The organism is Gemmatimonadaceae bacterium, from assembly GCA_035606695.1.
Lineage (GTDB): Bacteria > Gemmatimonadota > Gemmatimonadetes > Gemmatimonadales > Gemmatimonadaceae > JAQBQB01.
In genome coordinates, this window is record DATNEW010000020.1 from 143,866 (window position 1) to 166,747 (window position 22,882).

The window sequence follows — 22,882 nt, forward strand, 5'->3', positions numbered from 1 at the left end:
GCGCTCGTGATCCTGAGCGGAGGCGCGAAGCGCCGGAGTCGAAGGACCCCCTTCACTTGTTGTTCAGACGCTCATTCTATAATCCTCATATGACGTCACGACGCGATTTTCTCAGAAAGACGGGATCCGCCGCCGCGATCGCCGCCGTCGGTGGAACCCTCCTCCCCGACTTCGCCAACGCGCTGTCCGCCGCTCCGGTCTATCCGCGCGGCGTGTCCGCGTTCGAGGAGCTTCCAATCAAGGAGCTTCTCATGGACGCCATCGCCGCCGCGAAGAGCGCCGGCGCCACGTTCGCTGACGCGCGCATCGGCCGCTATCGCCAGAACTTCGTCGGTACGCGTGAGAAGCAGATCGTGCAGGTCGGCGACACCGACTCGATCGGCATCGGCGTTCGCGCGCTCGTCAACGGCGCGTGGGGATTCGCCGCGTCGCAGAATCTCACCAAGGACGGCGTGGCTGCCGCGGCGCGCGAGGCGGCGACCATCGCGAAAGCGAATCGCCTTCCGGGCTCGGCGCCTGTCGTCCTCGCGCCCGCGCAGGCGTATCCGAACGCGACGTGGAAGAGCACCTACGAGATCGATCCGTTCACGATTCCCGTCGAACAGAAAGCACAACTCCTCATCGACGCGAACACCGAAGCGATGAAGGTCGCCAACGTGCGCTTCGTGAACAGCACGCTGTTCTTCGTTCGCGAAGACCGCAGCTACGCCAACACCGACGGCTCGTTCATTCAGCAAACTGTGATTCGCAGCTGGGCGCCGATGGGGATCACCGCGATCTCGTCGGACGGCAGCGATTTCCAGACCCGCGCCAACATGGTGCAGCCGGCCGGCCGCGGCTGGGAATTCGTGCTCGCCGCCGACCTCAAAGGGAACGCGCCGAAGTGGGGCGAGGAAGCCGCGGAGAAGCTCAAGGCAAAGCCGGTGGACGTCGGTCGCTACGATCTCGTGCTCCATCCGTCGCATTTGTGGCTCACCATCCACGAGTCGATCGGCCATCCGACCGAGCTCGATCGCGCGATGGGCTACGAGGCCAACTACGCCGGCACGAGCTTTGTCGCGCCGCCCGAAAAGGTCCTTGGCACGCTCAAATACGGCCCCGAGTTCATGAACATCCAGGGCGACCGGGTGCAGGAAGGCGGCTGCGGCACGATCGGCTGGGACGACGACGGCGTGAAGGCAGAGTCGTTCCTCATCATCAGGAACGGCGTGTTCCACGACTATCAGACCAGTCGCGAGCAGGCGCCGTGGTTAGAGAGTTATTATAAGAAAAATGGTATGCCCGTGAAATCGCACGGGTGCTGCAACGCCGATAATTGGAGCAGCGTGCAGTTCCAGCGCATGCCGAACGTGTCGCTCCTGCCGGGCGAGAAGGATCTCAAGTGGGAGGACCTGATCGCGGCGACGGATCGCGGCATCGCCATCGTCGGCGACGGCTCGTACTCCATCGACCAGCAGCGCTACAACGCGCAGTTCGGCGGCCAGGTCTTCTACGAGATCAAGGGCGGCAAGATCACCGGGATGCTCAAGGACGTCGCTTATCAAATGAAGACGACGGAGTTCTGGAACTCCATGGACATGATCGGCGGCAAATCGGGCTACATGATGGGCGCCAGCTTCTTCGACGGGAAAGGGCAGCCGGGACAGGTCGGCGCCGTGAGCCACGGCTGCGTGCCGGCACGGTTTCGGAACGTGAACGTGATCAACACGGGGAGGAAAGCATGAGCGCCTGGCGTTGGGAGTTGGGCGATGGGCGGCCCCGCCTCCCCTCGGACGCGAGGGTTCTGACGCGCGAACAGTCGCAGGAGCTCATCGAGCGCGCTATAAAGTTCTCGAAAGCCGACTCCATCCAGGTGAACCTTGGCGGCGGATACGCGGCCAACGTTCGCTTTGCCGACAATCGCATTTCCACCGCCGGTGGCGTCGCGACCGCGAACCTCACCATTCAGAGCTCGTTCGGCCCGAAGCACTCGGTCGTCTCGACGAACGACTTCACGGACGCGGGACTCGAGCGCGCGGTTCGCCAATCGGAGGCTCTCGCGAAACTCGCCCCCGACGATCCCGAGGCGATGCCGCCACTCGGTCCCCAGCAATACGAGAACGTCACCGCGTACTTCGACTCGACTGCGAACCTCGGCCCCGAGGGACGCGCGGAAGCGGCGCGCGTGGCGATCGATCCGTGCCGCGCGGCGGGCGATCTCAAGGCCGCCGGCTTTCTGCAAACCGGTATCGGCGCCGGCGCCGTCGGCAACAGCGCGGGGTTGTTCGCGTATCAATCGGGAACGTCGACGAACTATACGCTCACCGTACGCACCGCCGACGGCACAGGTTCAGGCTGGGCAGGCGCGGATCATCCCGACTGGTCGCAGCTCGATGTGAAAGGCGTCGCGCAACGCGCCATCGACAAAGCGCGCTCGTCGCGGAATCCCGTCGCGATCGAACCCGGCCGCTACACCGTGATTCTCGAACCACAGGCGGTCGGCGATCTCGTGCAGTTGCTGGCCTTTTCACTCTCCGCGCGCGCCGCGGATGAGGGACGAAGCGCCTTCTCGAAGCCGGGCGGCGGAACGAAGATCGGCGAGAAGATCACTGACGAGCGTGTCACACTCTTCGCCGATCCCGCCGATCCACAGTTGCTCAGCAACACGTTCGACGGACAGGGCCTGCCGTCTCACCGCGTCGTGTGGATCGAGAACGGCGTGCTGAAGCGCCTCACCTACGGGCGCTTCTGGGCAAAGAAGAAGAATCAGGAGCCGGATGCCGGCACGAACGCCGTGAAGCTCGCGGGCGGAACGCAAACGACCGAGGAGCTGATCGCGTCGACGCCGCGCGGCGTACTCGTCACGCGCTTGTTCTACCTACGTCAGGTCGATCCACGCACCGTGCTCTACACCGGACTCACGCGCGACGGCACGTTCCTGATCGAAAACGGCAAAGTTTCCAAGTCGATCAAGAACTTCCGCTTCAACGAATCGCCGCTGCTCATGCTGAACAATCTCGAGGGGCTCGGCCGCGCCGAACGCGTCGCGGGAACGGAATCCGGCGGCGACGTCGTGATGCCGTCACTCAAGATTCGCGACTTCAATTTCACGAGCCTGTCCGACGCCGTTTGACGGCGTGAAACGCGACGGTCAGACCAGCGCTTCGGTCTGGCCCTCGCTCTCGCCGAGCTCGCTTGCGTCGGGCTCGACGGAATGACGAGGCGTCTGAACGCCCAGCAGCCGCAGGTATGCATCGATGCGGCGCACGAGCTCTCTGGGGCTGATCGGCTTCAGCATATAGCCGTCGAAGCTCGCGTCGCCGCCCAGATCAGCGGTCGAATCGATCCGCGCCGAGAATGCCACGAGCGGAATGCGGTGCGTCGCGGGATCGGACTTGAGCATGCGGCTCGCTTGCCAACCGTCGAGTCCCGGCAGCCCAATGTCCATGAGTACCAGGCTGGGCTGACACTCCCGCGTCACGCGGACGGCCTCGACGCCGTTCGTCGCCTCTTTCACCTCGTAGCCGAAGTGCTGCAGGATCAAGCCGTAAACGCGGCGAGTATCCTCATTGTCTTCGGCGAGCACGACGAGCGGTCTGGAGCGCATCCTTCTATCCCGTGACGGTGCAACTGTTTGCGATCCGGTCGTTGAGTACTAAATGCACTTTCCAGACCCTCACGTACATTTCGCGAAGTGACCGCCGCATTTCGCGTCCGGTTAGGCCGACGTTAGCCCGCCCGAGGCCCTTCTGACCCCGCGTTTTCTGCCCAAGCCCGCCCAGGCCGCCGGCCTTGATTCCCGAACCATCGTCCGCGCCAAGCTCGGCGACATCGACGCGTTCACGGAGATCGTGGACGCGTACTATGCGCGCTGTCTTCGTTTCGCGCGCGCCATGCTTCGAAATCCCGACGAAGCCGAGGATATGGTGCAGGACACGTTCGTGCGGCTGTATCGCGCGCTGCCGCGCTATGAGGAACGCCAACGGTTCGAGTCGTGGCTGTTTCAAATTCTTGGCAACTGCTGCCGCACGGCGAACACCGTGCAGCATCGCGAGACGCGGCGTACCATCGCCGACGAGAATGCGGTGCTCCATCTGGCGGCGGACGACGACACGGCGCGCGCCGCGGAATCGGCGTGGAGCGATACGGTGCGCCGCGCGCTTGCCGAGCTTCCCGAATACAATCGAGAGATTTTTCTGCTGCACTACATCGAAGGATTCTCATACGAGGAGATCGCGCGCATGACCGGCGTGCGGCAGTCCGCGTTGAAGATGCGCGTGAAGCGCGCGAGCGATGCGCTGCGTTCGCGACTTGCCTCGTGGGCGGAGCGCGAATGAGCGACGATCAGGATCCGCTCGTTCTCCGGGCGATCGACGAGCTGCGCCGCTTGCCGTCCGTCGAGCGGTCGGCGGTCGAGCGCGTCGTCTCGGCCGCGGCCGCCGCGCGCGTCGCGCCGAGCGATGACGATATTGTCATCGCGCCGCCGCGTGGCCGTGGTGCACGCTGGTGGGTGACGGGTGCGATCGCCGCGGGCGCGGTCGTCGTGGGTTTCGTGTTGAATGAATCCGTGCGTCCCGCGTCGCGTGACGTCGCGCAGGCGCCGCCGGCGTCGCTGCAGAAGGGAGTCGTGTACGCCAACACCTCGCCGGCCGAGCGTGAGGCGATGCCCGTGCTGCAACAGTTCGTCTTCAACGATCGTTCGGCGCATCGCGTGTCGGTGGTGGGCGACTTCAACGAATGGGCGCCGACGGCGTCGCCAATGACGCGTTCGTCCGACGGCGACATGTGGTCGGTGACCGTACCCATTCTTCCGGGGCGGCATACCTTCGGATTCATGGTTGACGACTCGATCTTCGTGCTCGATCCGCGCTTCCCGAAAGTTCGCGATCCCGATCTCGGCACCGAGGAATCCGTCGTCATCGTCGGACGGCCATGAAAACGATGTGGCTCGCGTGCGTGCTCGTCGCCGCGGCGCTTCGCCCGGCGGCGGGTCAGGATATTCCCGCCGGCATCGACGCCCAGGCGACCGTGCAGCTCGAGCGCATCGTGCAGGATGCGCGTGCGCAGGGACTCCCCGCCGAGCGAATTCTGGCGAAGGTGCATCGCGGCGTGAACACGAAAGTGCCCTCGGCGCGCATCGTCACGGCGGCGCAGGCCGTCGCGGTGCGTTTGGTCCAGGCGCGCGATGCGCTCGCGCCGGCACCCACGGAGGCGGACATTCTCGCCGGCGAAGATGCGCTGAGCTTCGGCATTTCGATGGCCGTACTGCGCACCGTTCGGCTCGCGAGCCCCGACCGTCCAGTTGCGGTGCCGCTCGGCGTCTTGACGCAACTCGTCGCGAATCACGTGTCGCCCGAGCGCGCGACGAGCATCGTCATCGACCTGATGCGCCGCGGCATTCCAGATGTTCAATTATCGCAGTTCATTCGCGATGTGAACCAGGACGTCGCGCTCGGAGGAGCGCCGGACAAATCGGTGGACATCCGGTGGCGCGGCCTGGTGCCGCAGATCGGACCGCCCGGCTCGTTCGGCATCGGCAGCGGAGACAAGGTGACCGTGCCGGCGGCGACCACGACGCCGGGACCGCCGGGGACGGGGCAGCCGGCGCCAAAACCGCCGCCGAAGAAGAAGCCATAGCGCTTGTACACAATTATGTTGGAGGATGCGCCCTGGCCGGCTCGTCCTCCTTCTGCTCGCGGTTGCGTGCTCGTTCGCGCCTGCGCTCACCGGCGCGCAGACGCGAACGATCGATCTCGGCGTCTCGCATGTCAGTCAAACGAACATGGAGCCTGGCTCGGCACTGACGCTCGGCGGAACGTTCGACGCGACCCTGCCGCGCGGCTGGGTGCGATCGAGCGCACTCGCTGTACTCGGGTTGCAAGCGTCGGCGAGTGCGCAGTTCATGATCGCGGGGTCGGCCGACTTGCGATCGACGGGATCGATGCGGCCGTTCGTGTCGGCCAGCGGCGGCGCGTTCGCGGTGAACGGATCGGGCGCGTCGGCGAGCGGTGATCTTTCCGCCGGTGTTCGGTATGCCACGGGCCGATACGGCGTCTCGTTCTCGGGCGCGGGCGGCGCGATGTCGCACCAGAGCGCATCGAGCACTCTGCTGCGTGCGCAATCGGATGCGTGGGTCGCGATCGGTTACGAGCAGTTCGGCGCCGAGGCGTCGGTAACGTCGAGCGGTGCGCGATATGACCCGCTCGCGCATCTCAACGGGCAAGGAAGTGCGCAACAGTATTTCGACGCCGCTGGTTCGTGGCGTCACGAGCAGGGGCCGTTCGCGGTTGGCGTCGCGGTTGGTGCACGCAACGAGACCGTCGCGTTGCGGGGCGGCGTGTGGCATTCGGTCGACGCCGAGCTGTGGTTGAGGCCTGGACTGGCGCTCGTCGTGAGTGGGGCGAATACGCTGGCCGACGTACTGCGCGGCATTCCGCGCACCACGGTGACGACCGTGGCGTTCCGGTTTGCGTCGCGGCCGCACGTGGCGATCGCGAGGGCGTCGGCGCGTGACGGTCCGCGGATGTCGGTGTTGGTGAGCGGCGAGTCGCGGCGCATTCAGGTGGCCGGCGTGCGTGCGGAGCGCGTGGAGCTGATGGCGGACTTCACGGAGTGGGATCCGGTGGTGCTCGATCGCGATGCGGCGGGGTGGCATCTGGATCGCGCGGTGGCGCCGGGCCCCCATCGCGTGGTAATCCGCGTGAACGGCGGCGACTGGATCGTCCCCGCGAACCTGCCGCGTGCCGAAGATGATTTCGGGGGCCAGGTCGGTTTAATTACAATTCCATAATTGTAATTTGATCATAAGGCACTGGATGCGTCTGCCTTTGCACTCACGGCCAACGCCCATCGCCCAACGCCCAGCGCCAACCCCTTGACGCCCCGCGCCCCCGCGATACCTTCCACCGCACGCGGCGATTTCTCCCGATTTGACGGGCCGCGTACCGAGGCCGCAGGCCTCGCGGACACCCGTCTAAGTCGTGGCTGATGCAACGGCCCGCGACGAACGAAGTCGGGGCCGTTTTCATTTTCAGAGCGCTGGACTCAGCGCGGAGAGACCCTCGGTATGAGCTCGTATACGTTCAGCTCGGAATCGGTCAGCGAAGGACACCCCGACAAGGTCTGCGACTTCATCGCCGACTCGATTCTCGACGCCCACCTCGCCGGTGATGCCAACAGCCGCGTCGCGTGCGAGGTGCTCTGCAAGAGTGGCCAGGTCGTGCTCGCCGGGGAGATCACGTCGCGCACCGACGTGGACTACGAAAAGATCGCGCGCAACGCGATCCGCGAGATCGGCTACACCGATCCGAGTGAGGCGTTCAACGCCGACGGCGTGAAGGTGATTCAGTTCATCAGCAAGCAGTCGGGCGACATCGCGATGGGCGTGGACACCGGCGGCGCCGGCGACCAGGGCATCATGTTCGGCTACGCCAGCGACGAGACGCCCGAGCTCATGCCGCTGCCCGTACAGCTGGCGCATCGCCTCGCGCAGCGCATCTCAACCGGCCGCAAGAAGGGCGAGCGCACCTGGCTTCGCCCCGACTCAAAGACGCAGGTCAGCGTCCGCTACGAGAACAATCAGCCGGTGCGGGTCGAGACCGTGCTGGTGTCGACGCAGCACACCGCCGAGGCGTCGCAGTCGGAGATTCGCGATTACGTCGCGAGCTGCCTCGCGCCCGAGGTGCTTGGGTCGTGGTTCGGCCCGCACGTCGAGATTCTCGTGAATCCCACAGGCCAGTTCATCGAAGGCGGCCCCTCGGCTGACTGTGGCGTGACGGGTCGCAAGATCATCGTCGACAGTTACGGCGGCATGGGCCGGCACGGCGGCGGCGCGTTCAGCGGTAAGGATCCGTCGAAGGTGGATCGGAGCGGCGCGTACTTTGGCCGCTTCGTCGCGCGGCAGGTCGTGAAGAACGGCTATGCGAAGCGCGCCGAAGTGCAGGTGGCGTACGCGATCGGTCGTGCCGAGCCGGTGTCGGTGCGCGTGGATACGTTCGGGACAGGCGATGCGAGCGCGGCCGAGGAATTCATTCGGACGTTCGACTATCGCCCGGCGGCGATGATCGAGCGGCTCGAGCTGCGGAAGCCGATCTATCGCCAGACGACGAACTATGGTCACTTCGGCAAGCAGGGTTTGAGCTGGGAAGCGTAGAATTCTTCACTCCACAAATGAACGGAGCCGCCAGCTGGCGGCTCCGTTTTTTGCTTTCGCCCATACGCCCATACGCCTACTTCAACGCCCGAACCGCCGACAGCTTATTCGTCGCCTTGTCGAGTGTGTACTCGATGAGATTCCCCGCCTGATCCTTCACCTGCCGAACGACCTGGCCCGCCGCATTGGTCGTTTCCTTGAGCACCGGGAGGTTGAGGATACTGCCGACGGTCTTCTGCGCGATCACTTTGCCGGCTGCCGACAACGTCTTGTCGACGAGTGAGCCCGTCGCCTGATCGACGACATGCTGAAGGACGTTGCCATTGGCGAGCTTCGTGGTGCTGAGCAACAAGCCTTGTACCGCACCGACGACGTTGCCGACCACGCCACCAACCGCGCCGCCCGCATTCGCGAGCGTACCAGTGAGCGCGGTGACCACCTCGGGGTGATTGTCCACGAACGTCAACGTTTGATCCACCACGTGCACCACGTCGTCGAGGTCCACGAGGAGGAGCGCGCGGGCGCGTACATCCTGAATCGTGAGGTCGACGTTGCCGATCAACACGTCGGCGCCGGCCGATATGTGCAGGAGGTTCGACACCTGCGCATTCAGCGCGATGTGCGCCGTGACGCTATCCACCTTCAGAAAGATGCGCTCGACGCAGAGATTCGGGATGTCGAGCACCACGTCGAACTCGGGATACTCGTGCGAGCGCGCGGTGCCGCCCGTGATCCGGTTGGCGGCCCCGCTCGCCGAGTCGAGTCCGACGGCGCGTTGGAACGTTCGCCCGCTGTCCGGCCCGACACACGCCACGTGCATGTTTCGCGTGCCTTGCAACCGTTGAGTATTCTGTGAATTCGTCGCGGGCGTTTGCGAGTAGAGCGCGGTCGACGAGAGGGCGCCGGTCGCAATCGCGACGGTGCACGCTCTCAGGCATCGGGTGGAGACACGTGAGATACGCATGACGCGGCTCCCGTTGCAGGAGTCGTGCGCGCACCGCGGACAGGGCACGGAAGTTGACCGCACAACCGTCCGTGCAACACCGCATCGTTCATCGAACTCGGCCATTCTTCGTCGCGCTCGCGATCCTCTCATCGCTCGCATCGCTCGCGTGTGATGCCTCGCGTCTCGCCGCCCAGCAACCAGCGGCGCGCGATTCAACTTTGTGTACCGCGCGGTTCGACTCGTCTGCCGGACGGACCGCGCCGTCTATCGCGCGGAATCCAACGACTTCCCCTCCGTCGTCAACGGCGCGCGACTCGAACAAGGCCGGACCGGTCGACGTCGTCATCTTCGCCGCCGCAACCGCGCGCGAAGTGACGTTCGCGTCGCAGCCCGACCTGCGAGTGCGTTTGTGCGGTGGGCTCGATTCGATTCACGTGCTCGAGCGGCGCAACCTGCCGTCGCCCGTCGTCGCGGGCACCACGTACCGCGATGTATACGTCGCCGTTCAGATCTTCGGGCGGCTCAACGCGGACTGCATCACTCGCACACTGACCGGCCGCGCCCCGCGCGACACGGCGAACGCCAAATCATCGCAGCTCGATTGCGCGTCGCTCGAGCTGCACGGCACGGCGTCACCCACCCGACCGCCGGCGGACACCGGCCGACCACCACGGAGATGATCACTCGCATGCGACTGTCACACCTCACCGCGCTCGTCGTGCTCTGCGCCGCTGCCGTTCCCGCGCTCGCGCAGACGCGGCCCGACTCCGCGGCCACCCGACGCACCACGCCGGCGCAAGGTCGCGTGCAAGCAAGCACGCAGGGGCTCACGCCCAATCGCGATGTGATTCTCGAGGTGCCGGAGCTGTCGGTCGACTCGATCGGCTTGACGGTGTCGGACGTCAAAGCGCACGTGTCGCTCGATGCGAACGCGATGAATCTCGTGCAACTCAGCGCCGGCGTCGACGTCGGCATCAAGAAGGTGCAACTCGGCATCGTCGGCGTGTACGCCGAGGTGTATCTCTACGCGGATCTCGACAACGTGGCGCGCATCGTCGATCGAGTCGTCGCGACGCTCGACCGCAATCCGAAGATTCTCACGCAAGTCCTGGCCGCGGTCGACACCACGGTCAACGCGGCGCTGCCGAGAAAGAAATAGAACGCGGTGTTCGACGTGCCGCGGTAGTGAACCGCCCGCGCGTCGAACACCGCGACGAACAATTACCAAATCTGCGCGCGCAGATTCGCCGGACGCACCATCGGATCGCCGTCTTTGCATCCGAACGCGCGCGCAAACTCCGGCATGTTCGACAACGGGCCGTTCACCCGCCACTTGGCCGGCGCGTGCGGATCGGTGTTCACCTGTGCCTTGGCCGACTCATCGCGCTGCAGCGTGCGCCACGCCTGAGCCCAACCAAGGAAGAAACGCTGCTCCGGTGTGAAGCCGTCGATCTTTCCCGGCCGGCCGTTTTTCGCCAACGCGCGTTCCATGGCGAGATACGCGATCTTCAATCCGCCCAGATCGCCGATGTTCTCGCCGAGCGTGAGCTTGCCGTTCACGTGCGTCGTCGCGTCAACGACGGTGTACGCATTGAACTGATCGATCACGCGCTGCGCCTGGGCGTTGTACTTGTCGGCGTCCTCCTTCGTCCACCAGTCGCGCAGATTGCCTTGCGCGTCGAACCGGCGGCCTTGATCGTCGAAGCCGTGTGACATCTCGTGGCCGATCACCGCGCCCATCGCGCCGTAGTTCACGGCGTCGTCGGCGTCGGGATCATAGAACGGCGGCTGCAGAATTCCCGCGGGAAACACGATCTCGTTCCACAGTGGATTGTAGTACGCGTTCACCGCCGACGGCGTCATGCTCCACTCGCTGCGGTCGATCGGCTTGCCGACCTTGGCCCAGTTGCGAGCGCCGGCCCAGTCGCTCAGCCGCTTCATGTTGTCCGCGTACTCGCGCGGCCGCGCCTCGAGCTTCGAGTAGTCACGCCACTTGTCGGGATAGCCGATCTTGCGCGTGAACGCATCGAGCTTCTCCGTCGCCTGCCGCTTCGTCGAGTCGCTCATCCAGTCGAGCTGCTGAATGCGATCGTGCAGCACCGAGACCATGTTGTCGACGATCGTCTTCGCGCGTGCCTTCGCCGCGGGGCTGAACGTCCGCGAGACGTATTCCTGGCCCACGGCTTCACCGAGCGCGGCGTTGGTATTGCGCTCGCACGTCTGCCAGCGCGGCAACGGCTCTTTCTGGCCAGTGAACACTTTGCTGAAGTTGAAATTCTCGTCGGCAAAGCGCTTGGGCAGGTACGACGCGGATGTGTTGAGCAGACGCCAGCGCAACAGCGTTTTCCAATCGTCGATCGGGATGGACGACAGGAAGCCGTTCATCGCGCGGAAGAAGTCAGGCTGCGCGACGTTGATCTCCGCGATCCCGGCCGGCGCGCCCTGCGCCGCCATGAACGATTCCCAATGGATGGACGGCGTGATCGTGTCGAATTGCGCGACCGTCATCAGGTGGTAGATCGCGTTCGGGTTCCGCATCGCCACCCGATCCATCGACGCCTCGGCGAACTTGGTCTCGACCGCCAGCACTGTGTGCGCGTGCGCGGCCGCGTCGTTCGGCGACTCGCCGGCAAGCTCGAACATTTTCGCCACGTGCGCCACGAACCGGTCGCGAATGCGCTGCATGCTCGTGTCGGAGGACGTATAGTAGTTTTTTTCGGGCAGGCTCAAGCCGCCCTGGCCGGCATTCGCGATCACGCGATTAGAGTTCTTTAAATCCTGTCCGGCCCCGACGCCGAACGGCGCCAGGCCGTTGGTGTGCTCGAGCTCCGCGAGCGCCGCGGGCAGGTCCGCCGACGATTGAATGGCGGCGATGCGCGCCATCGCCGCGTCGATCGGCTTGGTGCCAAGCGCCTCGATCGCCGCGGTGTCCATGCACGCGCCGAAGAACGCACCGATCTTGTAGCGATTCGTGCCCGGCTGCACGCGGCCGGCTTTCACGTCGGCCGCCGCGCGCTCCTCGACCTCGCGCACGATCGCTTCATTCTTGTCCTGAAGCTCCTCGAACGCGCCCCACTCGCTGTACTTCGCGGGAATGGTATTCCGCTTGAGCCAACCACCGTTGGCGAACGTGTAGAAGTCCGTGCACGCCGCGCACGTCGTATCGAGATTCGCGCGATCGACGGCGTGATTCGCCGGACGCTGCGCCGAAGCCACACCGGCAGCGCCGGCGAGCAGGCTCGCGAGTGCGAACCGCAGAGTTAGTCGCATCTGTAGGAAGGGAAGGGGATTGGAGAATCGGCACGGTTGCGTCCGCTCCGGCGGCCGCGGTGCCACAGCTGTCATTCCGAGCGTAGCGAGAGATCTCGCTGATCGGTAGAGGGGCCCCCGCTCGACCGGTATGAGAGATTCCTCGCCTTCGGCTCGAAATGACAGGCGGTTCTACACCACTCCCCGCGACTAGATGCCGATCTTCACTCCGACGCGGACCAGCAGCATCGGCGTTCTGCTCTCGAACGGCGTGATGGCGATCTGGCTGTTCGGGAGATCCTGAATGCTGCCAGGGTGGAGATACTGCGCCCGGCCGCCATCGAAGTACTGCGCGCCGAAGTCCAGCAGAACCTTCGTGGTCCGCTGATACAGCGGAACGAGCACGCCGCCGCCAAGGACCCACGCGGTTGTCGCGTCCGACTGGTTCGTCGTATTCGCGAAGTCGAAATGATCGTCGGTGCCGTCGACGTGGCTCTGCGTGAAAAAGAATTGACCGCCGAACCCTGCGTTGGCGTATGGTCGCACCCACCCCGTCGGCGCGGTGAGTTGCAGGCCGATCGCAGTCGGCACCACATAGTTGCTCGTCGAGACGTCGACCTGCACGCGGCCGCCGATCGTTGGACTCAACGGAACGCGCTTCGATTCATGCCCGTATTGCAAGAACCCGAGGTCGGCCCGCAGCGCAACGATGCCACGGCGGTCGAGCGAAAACAGGTACGCGCCAGTGGCGCCGTATCCGAGGCCGACATTGTCGCCGAATTGGCCCTGCGGCCGGCTTTGAATGATCGCGATCGTTCCTGAACTGCGGCGCTCGAACTCATTCGGTTCGTGGTTGCGCCGCGAGCAGACGCACGAGGTGGAATCCTGCGCAATGACGGGCGAGGTCGCGGCGGCCAGGAGCGCGGCGACGAAAGCAAGGCGAGCGGACGACATGTGAACCCCGGGTGGAAAGGCTTCACTCTTCATTACGTAGCCGGGTTTCACGGCAGAGCGCGTACCTCCGCTCAGAACGCTCCGCTCACGCGTGCTATGTCGTTCTCAGCCAGCTTGATAGGCGCCGGCAGCACTACGTCGCTCGCTGTTTCCTTTACCGTTCGCCTGTCGCCCATTTGAGACGCCGGTGTCCGACTGCTGAGACGCCGGCGCATGCATCGGTAGTGTCAGCACGAACGTCGAGCCCGCGCCGGGACGACTCGACGCAGTGAGATCGCCGCCCATCGCGCGCGCCAGATCGCGGCTGATCGCGAGTCCCAGGCCCGCGCCTTCGATCGTTCGCGTGAGATTGCGCTCGACCTGCACGAACGGTTCGAAGATGACGTCTAGCTTGTCGGATGGAATGCCGACGCCGGTGTCGCGCACCGTGAGTCTCGCCACCCCACCGTCCACCGCGCTCGCCAGCTCGATGCCCCCGCCACTCGGCGTGAACTTCACGGCGTTCGACAACAAGTTCAGCAGGATCTGTTCGGTCTTGTCGGGATCACAGTACAGCTCGAGCGCGGCGGCATCCGCGCGGCAGAAAAAGCTGAGTCCGCGCGCCGTGATCTGCGGTGCGATCATCGTCTCGACCGACGTCAGCAGCGAGCGCACGTCGATCGCGCGTGGATGCAGCTGCACTTTCCCCGCTTCGATCTTCGCGAAGTTCAGCACGTCGTTGATGAGACTGAGCAAATGCTTTTGCGACCGCTGAATGCGCGCGAGATCTTCCTGTTGTTTCGCGTTGAGCGGCCCGTGCACGCCCAGCTGCAGCAGCTCCGTGTACCCGGAGATGGCGTTGAGCGGTGTGCGGAGTTCATGGCTCATTGCCGCGAGGAAATCGCTCTTCGCGCGATTCGCCGCTTGCGCCGCGTCACGGGCCGCCTCGGCTTCCGAGCGCAGTCGTGCGTGCTCGGAGGTTGCCGCCAGACGATGCCGCAGTGTACGATCCACCGCCGCTCCGCCGAGCGCGAGCAACAGCATGAGCGCGCAACTCGCCATCGCGGTGAAGGCCAACCCGTGCGTGGCGACGAGCTGCGACGACGACACATCAACCGGCAGTGCCGAGGGAGCGAAGCTCGTGCCGAACATCGCGGTGTAGTGCATCGTGGCGATCATCGCGCCGATGATGGCCGCCGCGCCCATGCGTTGCCGCCAGCCGTGCCACGTCTCGTCGTCGCGCAGGCGCGACGCCAGCGCGACCAGCGCGATGCCCGCGGCGATCGCGATCACCATCGACAACGCGATCAGCCGATTGTCGAATACTGGTGACGCCGCCATGTGCATGGAACCCATGGCGACCACGTGCATGGCGCCCATACCCAGGCCGAGAAGAATTCCCGCGCCGACGACCCAGAAACTGGCCGCGCGTTGCGACGCCGCGACGAGAAGCGACATGACCGACGCAGCCACCGCGATGAGCAACGCCGTCGCGATGCCGCCGAGTGCGTAGCGAGCAGGCACCGGCAGGCGCAACGCGAGCATGCCGGTGAAATGCATCGTCCACATTCCGACGCCGGTCGCGAGCGCGCCGGCCAACACCCACGCCGCGCGCGGCAGCCCGTTCGCGGCCGCGACGCGCCCTGTCAGATCGAGCGCGACGTACACGGCGAGCATCGCCGTCAGTACGGAGAGAGCGACGATGAGCGGATCGTAAGTTCCCTGCATCGCTGCATGATATCGCAGGGAGCGCGCCAAGCGAGCGGGGCGGGCACGAGCTTAACCTTCTCGAAACCGGCGCCGATACTCATCATGAGTAACTCCCCTTTCCCGCCTCTCCGCATGTCCCGTCGACTACCCGGCATGATGGCTCGTCTCGCGGCCGTGATTGCCTGGCCGTTCGTTGCCGCTTTGCCGGCCGTGGCGCAACGCGCTCCGCTTCGGCCATTGAGCTACACGCGCTTCGTTCTGCCGAACGGACTCGTCGCGTTGCTCAACGAGGATCACACCGCGCCTTCGGCCGTTGTCGACATCTGGTATCACATCGGTTCCAAGGACGACAAACCCGGTCGTACGGGCATGGCGCACTTGTGCGAGCACCTGTACAGCTTCCGGCCGCCGCATCTCACGCAGAACCTCGCGCTGTTCTACGTCTCGCTCGGCGCCGCGTCGACGCACTTCGCGAATACGACGGAAGACATCACCCACTTTTACGTCACCCTTCCCTCGAATGTGCTCGAGACGGTGTTGTGGGCGGAAAGCGACCGGCTGGTGAGCCCATTTGGTCTCGTCGATTCGGCGCAGATGGCCTCGGTGCTCGGCGTCGTCGCGCGCGAGCGGCAGGCGAACTTCGAGGCCGTTCCGTATGGCGTGTTTCGCGAGCTGAACATCGCCGCGATCTATCCGCCGGGACATCCGTATCACTTCTCGCCGATTCCGCCGATGGCGGATCTCTACGCCGCGACGGTGTCGGATCTCCGGGAGCAGTGTCGTCCATACTACGCGCCGAACAACGCCGTGATCAGCATCAGCGGCGACTTCAATCCGGCGCAGGCGAAGGCGTGGATCACGAAATACTTCGGTGGCATTCCGCGAACGGCGGTTCCGGCGCGCGTCGTGGTACCGCGCGTCACGCTCGCGAAGGAATCTCGGGTCGTGCTCGAGGACAGCCGCGTGAACGTGACTCGTCTGGCGATGTCGTGGCCCGGCGCCGCGTTCACGGATTCGTCGCGCGCCGCGCTGCGTGCCGTCGCGTATTTGTTGACGGCGCCGCGCTTCGGACGTTTGAGCAAGCTGGTCGTCGACGACCGCAAGCTCGCGACGAACGTCATCGCCGAAAATATCGATATGGAGAAAGGCGGCGTGTTTCAGATTCTTGCGTTCCCGCGTCCCGGCGTGTCGTTGACCGCGCTCGAGACCGTCGTGGACAGCGTCATCGCGGGACTCTCCACAGCGCCCTTCACGCAGCGCGACGTCGAACGCTTCAACGCGTACGACGGGATGCTGGCAACAGAGAGCCTGCAAAGCCGCTACGCCCGCGCCGACACACTTGCGCATGGCGAGATCTTCGCGGGCGATCCGGTGGCCTACGCGAAGCAGACGAACGCGGCGCGCGCGTTGCGCCCCTCGGACTTGCAAGCGGCCGCAAAGCGCTATCTCACGCCCGGCCGCGTCGTGATGAGCATGGTACCCGCGGGCAAGCTCGATCTCGTGAGCAAGCCGAATCTGCCGTATGAAAACGTGACGCCGCCGAGCTCCGTGCAGCGGAAGACGACGCCATGAGAAAACTCATATTGGTGGTTTCGATAGCCGCGTTCGGCGCCGCCGCCACGCTCGAGGGGCAGGACATCGACCGCTCGAAGCGCCCCGACATTCCGCCGGCGGCGGCGTTTCACTTCCCCGCGGTGCATCACCACAAGCTGCCGAACGGGCTGCAGTTGTATGTCGTCGAGGACCACACCATCCCGCTCGTGGCCGCGCGCATCATTCTGCCTGATGCATCGCTCGACCCGGTCGGCAAGGAAGGTCTCGATTCGCTGACGATCGGTGTGCTGCGCGAAGGCACGACGACGAAAGGTGCGACAGAGCTCGCTGAAGCTTCGGCCGATCTCGGAACGACGGTGACACCGACGCGCTTTACGGTCACAAGCGACGAGGCGCGCGCCGCACTGAGTTTGGTCGGCGACATGCTCATGCACTCGCTGCTCGATTCCGGCGCGGTCGAACGCCGTCGCGCAGGCCAGGCGGCGCAGGCGCGCGGGAACATGCTCAATCCCAGCACGCCGGCGCGTCGCCTGTTTTACTCGTTGATCTATTCGCCGGACGATGACTTCGTGCGATCGCTCGCCGCAAACGACACTGTCGTCGGCCGCCTCACGCGCGATGACGTCCTTCGTCACTACCAGCAGTACATCGGCCCGCGAACGACAGCGATCGTGCTCGTCGGCGACCTGACTGACGCCGCCGCGCTCTCGCTCGTGAAGAGCATCTTTGGTTCGTGGTCGTCACCCGCGACGCTGCCCGCGCGACGTGCCGCGGCATCCGTCGCGCCGCACCCGACGACCATTTACATCAGCGACGTACCGGCCTTCAGCGACGCGTACGTCTTCGTCGGCAACGCCATCGCGCCGCGACGCTCGACGCCCGATTTCTATGCGGCCGAGGTGGCCTCGATCGTCGCGCACTTGCGGATGCAGCTGGTGTTGCGCGAACAGCGATCGCTCATGTATTCCGGCAGCTCCGGCATCATCTGGTCGGTGCCGCCGCGTCCGTCGGTGTTCGTTGGCTCGACGCGGCTCAATGTCGCGAAGTCCGACACGGCGCTCGTCGCGTGGCTGGGCTTTCTTCGCGAGTTGCGTTCAGGCACCGCCAGCGCGCAGGACGTGGACGCCGCGCGCAAATACATCGTGGCGTTTCTCACGCAACGCATGGACGGTCCCGATCAAATCGCGGATCGCGTCGCGGACATGGTACGCGGCGAGATGCCGCTCGACTATTACGACCGATACATGGCGGGCATCGCCGCCGTAACGCCGGCCGAGGCGAATGCCGCGGCCGCGAAGATCTTCGATACCGATCATTTCACCATCAGCATCTCGGGCCCGCGCGCGGCGCTCGAGCGCGTGCTGCGCGCGGCGAACATCGCGCCGGTCGTGGCCGTGGATGCGAACGGGCGGCCGATCGAATCGAAGAAGTAGTCGGCCGCCGCGCCCGCGGATCGTGCCGTGCGCTCAGTCCACGAACTCGATGACCACGCCGGGCTTGATGGCGGCGGCGAGTCGCGCCGCATCCCAGTTCGTGAGGCGCACGCATCCGTGCGAGCTCGCGAGCCCGATCGTATGCGGCAGCGGGGTGCCGTGAATGCCGACGTGCTCCTTGCTCGTCGCGATCCAGACGATGCCCACCGGTGAGTTGGGTCCCGGCTCGAGCGTCGCACGCGGACGCGAATCCGGCACGTCGGAGTAGAGCGACGGGTCGTAGTGAAAGACCGGATGCCACTGCACGCCTTCCACGCGATATCGTCCGGACGGCGACGGGTCATACTCCGACCCAACGGTGGTCGGAAAGTGGTAGACGATCGACCCGTCCGCCGCGAGCGCGTGCAGATACCGGCCGCTCTTGGCGACGTGAATCTTCACGATCGGTTTGACGGGCTCGCTGCGGTGAAGATGCTCGGCATCGAACGGCTCGACGTTTGGCACCCACAACGTCATGCCCGCCGCGAGATGATTGAAGTTGACCGTGGGATTCAGCTTGCGAAGCACGTCGGTGACTGTATGAAAACGCTCATCGAGCATCTCGAGCGCCGACGCGTAGCACTCGCACGGCAGCTTTTCCTGATCGTACACGCTTGCGGGAATCCATAGGTACGGGCCTATGATGTCGTCTTCGGTCAGCGTGTACTGCACCGCGCCGTCGATGCGTCCGACTTCGTCCACGAGCTTCGCGTACGTCGCCTGGTCGAGGCGGCCGGTCGCGGGAAGACCATTTTCCTGCTGATAGAAGAGCACGGCCTTGGACATGTTCTGTCCGGCTTTTCCGTTGAGCACTCCGCTCGAGAAATGCGCGCGGTCCAACATGATCTGCGTGCGGAGCACCGCCGGCCCTTCATCGGCTTCGAGCGCGTCCGGCGACGGGTCTTCGTTGATGCTCGCCGGCGAAATCGCGGTCACAGCGGTTCCAGTGGATACCGCGGACACTGTCGTACGCGTCGTTACGACAGGCGCCGGCGCTACGACTGCCTGAACGCCATGCGAGTGCGTCTGCAGATCACTCACCGCCGACGTCCGCCAACTGGTGTCGCCACGCGATGAGAGCGGTGTCAGATCCGCCGCGTCCCGGTCCATCTCGGGAGTGACCACCGAGACCGGCCGCGCCCGGCACGCCGCCCCCAACACCAACACCGCCAAAACCACGCTGCTCAACCGCCGCATCCAATCCTCCAAGCCGATACATGATTGGGTTTACATGATTCGTACCCGAGGTCGCGCGCACTCTCGTCACCTCCCGTGCGATGCGGTACATTTGCGTGACGGGCAATTCCACTCACGAGCCCGATACTCCGCCTCGTTTCGGCGGCATTTTGGTGGCTCCGATGACCGCTAAACCCAATCTCACGCTCGTCACATCGCCGCGGCCGCTTCCCGCCGACCACGTCGAGCGAAATCCGGGTACCGCGCTGGACCTCGACATCGTCCGCGCGATTCGCGTCAATCGCAGCGCCGTCGAACGACGCGCGGCGACGATCGGGACGCGACGCACGGTCAAAAAGGAGTGGCAGGCCGCGTGGCTGCTGCGCGCCGTCACGCTCATCGATCTCACGACGCTCTCCGGCGACGACACCGCGGGCAACGTGCGACGACTCTGCGCCAAAGCTCGCCACCCGCTCCGCGACGACCTCACCGACGCACTCGGCGTTCGCAAGCTGAACCTCAAGGTCGGTGCGGTGTGCGTGTACCATCAGCTGGTGCCGACGGCCGTCGAAGCGCTCGAAGGGTCCGGGATTCCCGTCGCCGCGGTATCGACCGGATTTCCCGCGGGCCTGAGTCCGATCGAACAGCGCATCGACGAGATCCGCGCAAGCGTGGACGCGGGCGCCAAGGAAATCGACATCGTCATCACGCGCGCGCACGTGCTCACCGGCAACTACGAGGCGCTGTATGACGAAGTGAAGCGCTTCCGCGAAGCCTGCGGCGATGCGCACATGAAAGCGATTCTCGCCACGGGCGAGCTCGCGACGCTCGGCAACGTCGCGCGCGCGAGCATGGTCGCGATGCAAGCCGGCGCCGACTTCATCAAGACGTCGACCGGCAAGGAAGGTGTCAACGCGACGATTCCGTTCGGCGTCGTGATGTGCCGGATGATTCGGGACTACTTCGACCAGACGGGCTACGCCGTTGGATTCAAACCCGCCGGCGGTATTCGCACCGCCAAGCAGGCGCTCGAGTTTCTGTATCTCATGAAGGAAGAGCTGGGCGATCGTTGGATGCGGCCCGACTTGTTCCGCTATGGCGCCAGCTCGCTCCTGACCGACATCGAGCGCCAGCTCGAGCACTTCGTGACCGGCCGCTATGCGGCGGCGCATCGTCATCCAATGCCCTGACGCGACGGGCGGCGGGCGCTGGGCGATGGGCATGTGACTTCGCCGGTTTCCCAACGCTCAACGCCCAATGCCCAACGCAAATGCCCACTGTCGCCGAAATCTTTAGAACAATGGAATACGGCCCGGCCCCCGAGAGCGACAAGGACGCGCTCGCGTGGCTCGGCAAACACGAGCGCGTCTTCGGGCACTACATCAATGGTGCGTGGACCGAGCCCGGCGACACGTTCGACGTCATCAATCCGGCAACGAGCAAGGTCATCGCGCGGGTCACCGACGGTACAAAGGACGACGTCGACGCCGCCGTCGACGCGGCTCGCGCCGCACTGCCCGCCTGGAAAGCGCTGTTGCCGCACGCGCGGGCCCGCTACCTCTACGCGCTCGCGCGCGGCGTGCAAAAACATTCGCGCCTGCTCGCCGTGCTCGAGAGCATGGACAACGGCAAGTCGATCCGCGAAACGCGCGACATCGACATTCCGCTGGTCGCGCGGCACTTCTATCACCACGCGGGCTGGGCGCAGCTCCTCGACACCGAATTCTCCGGCTACGAAGCGATCGGCGTCGTCGGCCAGATCATCCCCTGGAACTTCCCGCTGCTCATGCTCGCGTGGAAGATCGCGCCGGCATTAGCAGCCGGTAATACTCTGATTCTAAAGCCGGCCGAATTCACGCCGATGACCGCGCTCTGCTTCGCCGAGATCGTCGACGAGATCGGCCTGCCGCCCGGCGTGGTCAACATCGTCAACGGCCACGGCCCGACCGGCGCCGCGATCGTCGAGCATCCCGACGTCGACAAGATCGCGTTCACGGGCTCCACGGAAGTCGGACGCATCATTCGCAAAGCCACCGCCGGCTCCGGCAAGAAGCTGAGTCTCGAGCTGGGCGGCAAGAGTCCGTTCATCGTCTACGACGACGCGGATCTCGACAGCGTCGTCGAAGGCGTCGTCGACGCGATCTGGTTCAATCAGGGCCAGGTCTGCTGCGCCGGCTCGCGCTTGCTCGTCCAGGAAGGCGTCGCGGACAAGCTCGTGGCGAAGCTACGCGCTCGCATGGAAAAGCTGCGCCTCGGCTCTCCGCTCGACAAAGCCGTGGATATGGGCGCGATCGTCGCGCCGGTACAGCTCGAGCGCATCAGGGACCTCGTGCAGCAAGGTGTCGATGAAGGAGCAACCATGTGGCAGCCGTCGTGGGCGTGCCCGACCGAAGGCTGCTTCTACCCACCGACTCTGTTCACCGGCGTGCAGCCGTCCTCCACCATCGCGCAGGTCGAGATCTTCGGCCCGGTGCTCGTGAGCATGACGTTCCGGACGCCCGAAGAATCCGTGGCGCTCGCGAACAACACGCCGTACGGGCTCGCGGCCAGCGTCTGGACCGAAAGCATCAACCTCGCGCTCGACATCGCGCCCAAGATCAAAGCGGGCGTCGTGTGGATCAACTCGACCAATCTGTTCGATGCCGCGGCAGGCTTCGGCGGCTATCGCGAGAGTGGCTTTGGCCGCGAGGGCGGCCGCGAAGGGATGTGGGAGTATTTGACGAGGCGGAACGCGGGATCGGGAAAGAAGGAATCGGCAAAACAGCGCGCTTCTCTTTCTTCGCAGATCCCGGCTCCCGGTTCTCGCCCCACGGCTCCGGCTCGTGGAGAAATTCCCGCCATCGACCGCACACCGAAGCTCTTCATCGGCGGCAAACAAGCGCGCCCTGACGGCGCGTACACACGCCGCATCTTGTCGCCGAGCGGAGTACAGGTCGGCGAGGCGCCGGAAGGCAATCGCAAAGACATTCGCAACGCCGTCGAAGCCGCGCACGCGGCTGCCAAGAGCTGGGCTCGTTCGACGGGGCACAGCCGCGCGCAGATCCTGTATTACATCGCCGAGAATCTGTCGGTCCGCGCTGACGAGTTCGCGCGGCGCATCGACGCGTTGACCGAATGCGGCGCGCGACGCGCGCGGCAGGAAGTCGAAGCGTCGATCGAGCGCTTGTTCACCTACGGCGCATGGGCGGACAAGTACGACGGGGCGGTGCACAGCGTGCCCATCCGTGGCGTTGCGATCGCGATGAACGAGGCGATCGGCGTGATGGGGCTGATTTGCGATGATAAACATCCGTTGCTCGGGCTTATCTCGCTCGTCGCTCCCACGATCGCCATGGGCAATACCACCATCGTCGTGCCGTCGGCCGAACGTCCACTGGCGGCCACGGATTTCTATTCCGTACTTGAGACGTCCGACGTACCTGCCGGGGTCGTCAACATCGTCACCGGTGAAAAGGACGCGCTCGCCAAGGTCCTCGCGGAACACGACGATGTCGAATCGGTTTGGTATTTCGGCAGCCGCGACGGTGTCCGCGCCGTCGAGCTCGCGTCAGCCGCGAACATGAAGCGGACGTGGGCAACGTGGCACGAGCGCGATTGGCTGGATCGCTCGCAGGGTGAAGGACGCGAGTTCCTGCGCGCGGCCACGCACGTCAAGAATATCTGGGTTCCGTACGGCGAGTAGCATCTCCCAAACCTTCTCCCGCTTTTCCC

General features: G+C 65.0%; 19 protein-coding genes. 13 read left to right on the plus strand and 6 right to left on the minus strand.

The genetic code is table 11. The features are described 5' to 3' along the window. Positions 1-89 precede the first annotated feature (89 nt). Both VN706_08915 and VN706_08920 read left to right on the plus strand, forming a co-directional pair. Positions 90-1,724, plus strand: coding sequence for a TldD/PmbA family protein (locus VN706_08915; protein HXT15738.1), 1,635 nt, complete (start codon positions 90-92; stop codon positions 1,722-1,724). Continuing rightward, positions 1,721-3,112 (plus strand): TldD/PmbA family protein, encoded by a 1,392-nt coding sequence (locus VN706_08920; GenBank protein ID HXT15739.1) that lies wholly within the window; start codon positions 1,721-1,723, stop codon positions 3,110-3,112. The genes VN706_08915 and VN706_08920 overlap by 4 nt, the downstream gene beginning before the upstream one ends. An 18-nt stretch (positions 3,113-3,130) precedes the next feature. Here VN706_08920 and VN706_08925 read toward each other — a convergent pair whose 3' ends face one another. Further along, complete coding sequence (locus VN706_08925; protein ID HXT15740.1) at positions 3,131-3,586, minus strand: response regulator; 456 nt, start codon at positions 3,584-3,586, stop codon at positions 3,131-3,133. A 223-nt stretch (positions 3,587-3,809) separates the two neighbouring features. Here VN706_08925 and VN706_08930 point away from each other — a divergent pair, with 223 nt between their 5' ends. The 5 genes from VN706_08930 to metK all read left to right on the plus strand — a co-directional run bounded on the left by VN706_08930 (position 3,810) and on the right by metK (position 8,131). After that, positions 3,810-4,316: an RNA polymerase sigma factor gene (locus VN706_08930; GenBank protein ID HXT15741.1), complete on the plus strand. Its 507-nt coding sequence runs from the start codon at positions 3,810-3,812 to the stop codon at positions 4,314-4,316. Then, positions 4,313-4,915, plus strand: coding sequence for a hypothetical protein (locus VN706_08935; GenBank protein HXT15742.1), 603 nt, complete (start codon positions 4,313-4,315; stop codon positions 4,913-4,915). Before VN706_08930 ends, VN706_08935 begins: the two co-directional genes overlap by 4 nt. Next, positions 4,912-5,616 carry a hypothetical protein gene (locus VN706_08940; protein ID HXT15743.1) on the plus strand — a complete coding sequence of 235 codons (705 nt, stop codon included), beginning with the start codon at positions 4,912-4,914 and terminating at the stop codon, positions 5,614-5,616. Before VN706_08935 ends, VN706_08940 begins: the two co-directional genes overlap by 4 nt. A gap of 25 nt (positions 5,617-5,641) precedes the next feature. Next, positions 5,642-6,769: a hypothetical protein gene (locus tag VN706_08945; protein ID HXT15744.1), complete on the plus strand. Its 1,128-nt coding sequence runs from the start codon at positions 5,642-5,644 to the stop codon at positions 6,767-6,769. 276 nt (positions 6,770-7,045) lie between these two features. Next, a complete protein-coding gene (metK, locus tag VN706_08950) occupies positions 7,046-8,131 on the plus strand; it encodes a methionine adenosyltransferase (GenBank protein HXT15745.1) in 1,086 nt (361 codons plus the stop codon). Between the two features lie 76 nt (positions 8,132-8,207). Here metK and VN706_08955 read toward each other — a convergent pair whose 3' ends face one another. Beyond that, entirely contained in the window at positions 8,208-9,095 is an 888-nt protein-coding gene (locus VN706_08955) for a hypothetical protein (protein HXT15746.1), read from the minus strand. A gap of 71 nt (positions 9,096-9,166) precedes the next feature. Here VN706_08955 and VN706_08960 point away from each other — a divergent pair, with 71 nt between their 5' ends. Both VN706_08960 and VN706_08965 read left to right on the plus strand, forming a co-directional pair. Next, positions 9,167-9,757: a hypothetical protein gene (locus VN706_08960; GenBank protein ID HXT15747.1), complete on the plus strand. Its 591-nt coding sequence runs from the start codon at positions 9,167-9,169 to the stop codon at positions 9,755-9,757. 8 nt (positions 9,758-9,765) lie between these two features. Beyond that, positions 9,766-10,236 carry a hypothetical protein gene (locus VN706_08965; protein HXT15748.1) on the plus strand — a complete coding sequence of 157 codons (471 nt, stop codon included), beginning with the start codon at positions 9,766-9,768 and terminating at the stop codon, positions 10,234-10,236. 62 nt (positions 10,237-10,298) lie between these two features. Here VN706_08965 and VN706_08970 read toward each other — a convergent pair whose 3' ends face one another. From VN706_08970 to VN706_08980, 3 genes are all read right to left on the minus strand, one after another. Next, positions 10,299-12,347, minus strand: coding sequence for a M13 family metallopeptidase (locus VN706_08970; GenBank protein ID HXT15749.1), 2,049 nt, complete (start codon positions 12,345-12,347; stop codon positions 10,299-10,301). 189 nt (positions 12,348-12,536) lie between these two features. Continuing rightward, positions 12,537-13,280 carry a hypothetical protein gene (locus VN706_08975; protein HXT15750.1) on the minus strand — a complete coding sequence of 248 codons (744 nt, stop codon included), beginning with the start codon at positions 13,278-13,280 and terminating at the stop codon, positions 12,537-12,539. A gap of 105 nt (positions 13,281-13,385) precedes the next feature. Further along, the gene (locus VN706_08980) at positions 13,386-14,987 is read right to left on the minus strand and encodes an ATP-binding protein (protein ID HXT15751.1); all 1,602 of its coding nucleotides are present in this window, start codon (positions 14,985-14,987) and stop codon (positions 13,386-13,388) included. Between the two features lie 135 nt (positions 14,988-15,122). On the opposite strand from VN706_08980, the gene VN706_08985 reads away from it, so the two are divergent. Together VN706_08985 and VN706_08990 are read left to right on the plus strand one after the other, a co-directional pair. Further along, positions 15,123-16,541 carry a pitrilysin family protein gene (locus VN706_08985; GenBank protein HXT15752.1) on the plus strand — a complete coding sequence of 473 codons (1,419 nt, stop codon included), beginning with the start codon at positions 15,123-15,125 and terminating at the stop codon, positions 16,539-16,541. After that, positions 16,538-17,956: a pitrilysin family protein gene (locus VN706_08990; GenBank protein HXT15753.1), complete on the plus strand. Its 1,419-nt coding sequence runs from the start codon at positions 16,538-16,540 to the stop codon at positions 17,954-17,956. Before VN706_08985 ends, VN706_08990 begins: the two co-directional genes overlap by 4 nt. 33 nt (positions 17,957-17,989) lie before the next feature. Here the strand turns inward: VN706_08990 and VN706_08995 are convergent, their stop codons facing one another. Beyond that, a complete protein-coding gene (locus VN706_08995; protein HXT15754.1) occupies positions 17,990-19,192 on the minus strand; it encodes a L,D-transpeptidase family protein in 1,203 nt (400 codons plus the stop codon). A gap of 161 nt (positions 19,193-19,353) precedes the next feature. Here VN706_08995 and deoC point away from each other — a divergent pair, with 161 nt between their 5' ends. Together deoC and VN706_09005 are read left to right on the plus strand one after the other, a co-directional pair. Further along, positions 19,354-20,361, plus strand: a complete 1,008-nt coding sequence (deoC, locus tag VN706_09000) for a deoxyribose-phosphate aldolase (GenBank protein ID HXT15755.1) — start codon at positions 19,354-19,356, stop codon at positions 20,359-20,361. A gap of 80 nt (positions 20,362-20,441) precedes the next feature. Then, positions 20,442-22,853: an aldehyde dehydrogenase family protein gene (locus tag VN706_09005; protein ID HXT15756.1), complete on the plus strand. Its 2,412-nt coding sequence runs from the start codon at positions 20,442-20,444 to the stop codon at positions 22,851-22,853. Positions 22,854-22,882 lie beyond the last annotated feature (29 nt).

What these genes read in the sequence shown, in the direction of transcription:
- VN706_08970 (HXT15749.1), bottom strand. Translation starts at nt 12,347, where the DNA reads ATGCGACTAACTCTGCGGTTCGCACTCGCGAGCCTGCTCGCCGGCGCT.
- VN706_08955 (HXT15746.1), bottom strand. Translation starts at nt 9,095, where the DNA reads ATGCGTATCTCACGTGTCTCCACCCGATGCCTGAGAGCGTGCACCGTC.
- VN706_08945 (HXT15744.1), top strand. Translation starts at nt 5,642, where the DNA reads ATGCGCCCTGGCCGGCTCGTCCTCCTTCTGCTCGCGGTTGCGTGCTCG.
- VN706_08980 (HXT15751.1), bottom strand. Translation starts at nt 14,987, where the DNA reads ATGCAGGGAACTTACGATCCGCTCATCGTCGCTCTCTCCGTACTGACG.
- VN706_08935 (HXT15742.1), top strand. Translation starts at nt 4,313, where the DNA reads ATGAGCGACGATCAGGATCCGCTCGTTCTCCGGGCGATCGACGAGCTG.
- VN706_08975 (HXT15750.1), bottom strand. Translation starts at nt 13,280, where the DNA reads ATGTCGTCCGCTCGCCTTGCTTTCGTCGCCGCGCTCCTGGCCGCCGCG.
- VN706_08940 (HXT15743.1), top strand. Translation starts at nt 4,912, where the DNA reads ATGAAAACGATGTGGCTCGCGTGCGTGCTCGTCGCCGCGGCGCTTCGC.
- deoC (HXT15755.1), top strand. Translation starts at nt 19,354, where the DNA reads ATGACCGCTAAACCCAATCTCACGCTCGTCACATCGCCGCGGCCGCTT.
- VN706_08990 (HXT15753.1), top strand. Translation starts at nt 16,538, where the DNA reads ATGAGAAAACTCATATTGGTGGTTTCGATAGCCGCGTTCGGCGCCGCC.
- VN706_08915 (HXT15738.1), top strand. Translation starts at nt 90, where the DNA reads ATGACGTCACGACGCGATTTTCTCAGAAAGACGGGATCCGCCGCCGCG.
- VN706_08965 (HXT15748.1), top strand. Translation starts at nt 9,766, where the DNA reads ATGCGACTGTCACACCTCACCGCGCTCGTCGTGCTCTGCGCCGCTGCC.
- VN706_08925 (HXT15740.1), bottom strand. Translation starts at nt 3,586, where the DNA reads ATGCGCTCCAGACCGCTCGTCGTGCTCGCCGAAGACAATGAGGATACT.
- VN706_08985 (HXT15752.1), top strand. Translation starts at nt 15,123, where the DNA reads ATGATGGCTCGTCTCGCGGCCGTGATTGCCTGGCCGTTCGTTGCCGCT.
- VN706_09005 (HXT15756.1), top strand. Translation starts at nt 20,442, where the DNA reads ATGCCCACTGTCGCCGAAATCTTTAGAACAATGGAATACGGCCCGGCC.
- VN706_08995 (HXT15754.1), bottom strand. Translation starts at nt 19,192, where the DNA reads ATGCGGCGGTTGAGCAGCGTGGTTTTGGCGGTGTTGGTGTTGGGGGCG.
- metK (HXT15745.1), top strand. Translation starts at nt 7,046, where the DNA reads ATGAGCTCGTATACGTTCAGCTCGGAATCGGTCAGCGAAGGACACCCC.
- VN706_08920 (HXT15739.1), top strand. Translation starts at nt 1,721, where the DNA reads ATGAGCGCCTGGCGTTGGGAGTTGGGCGATGGGCGGCCCCGCCTCCCC.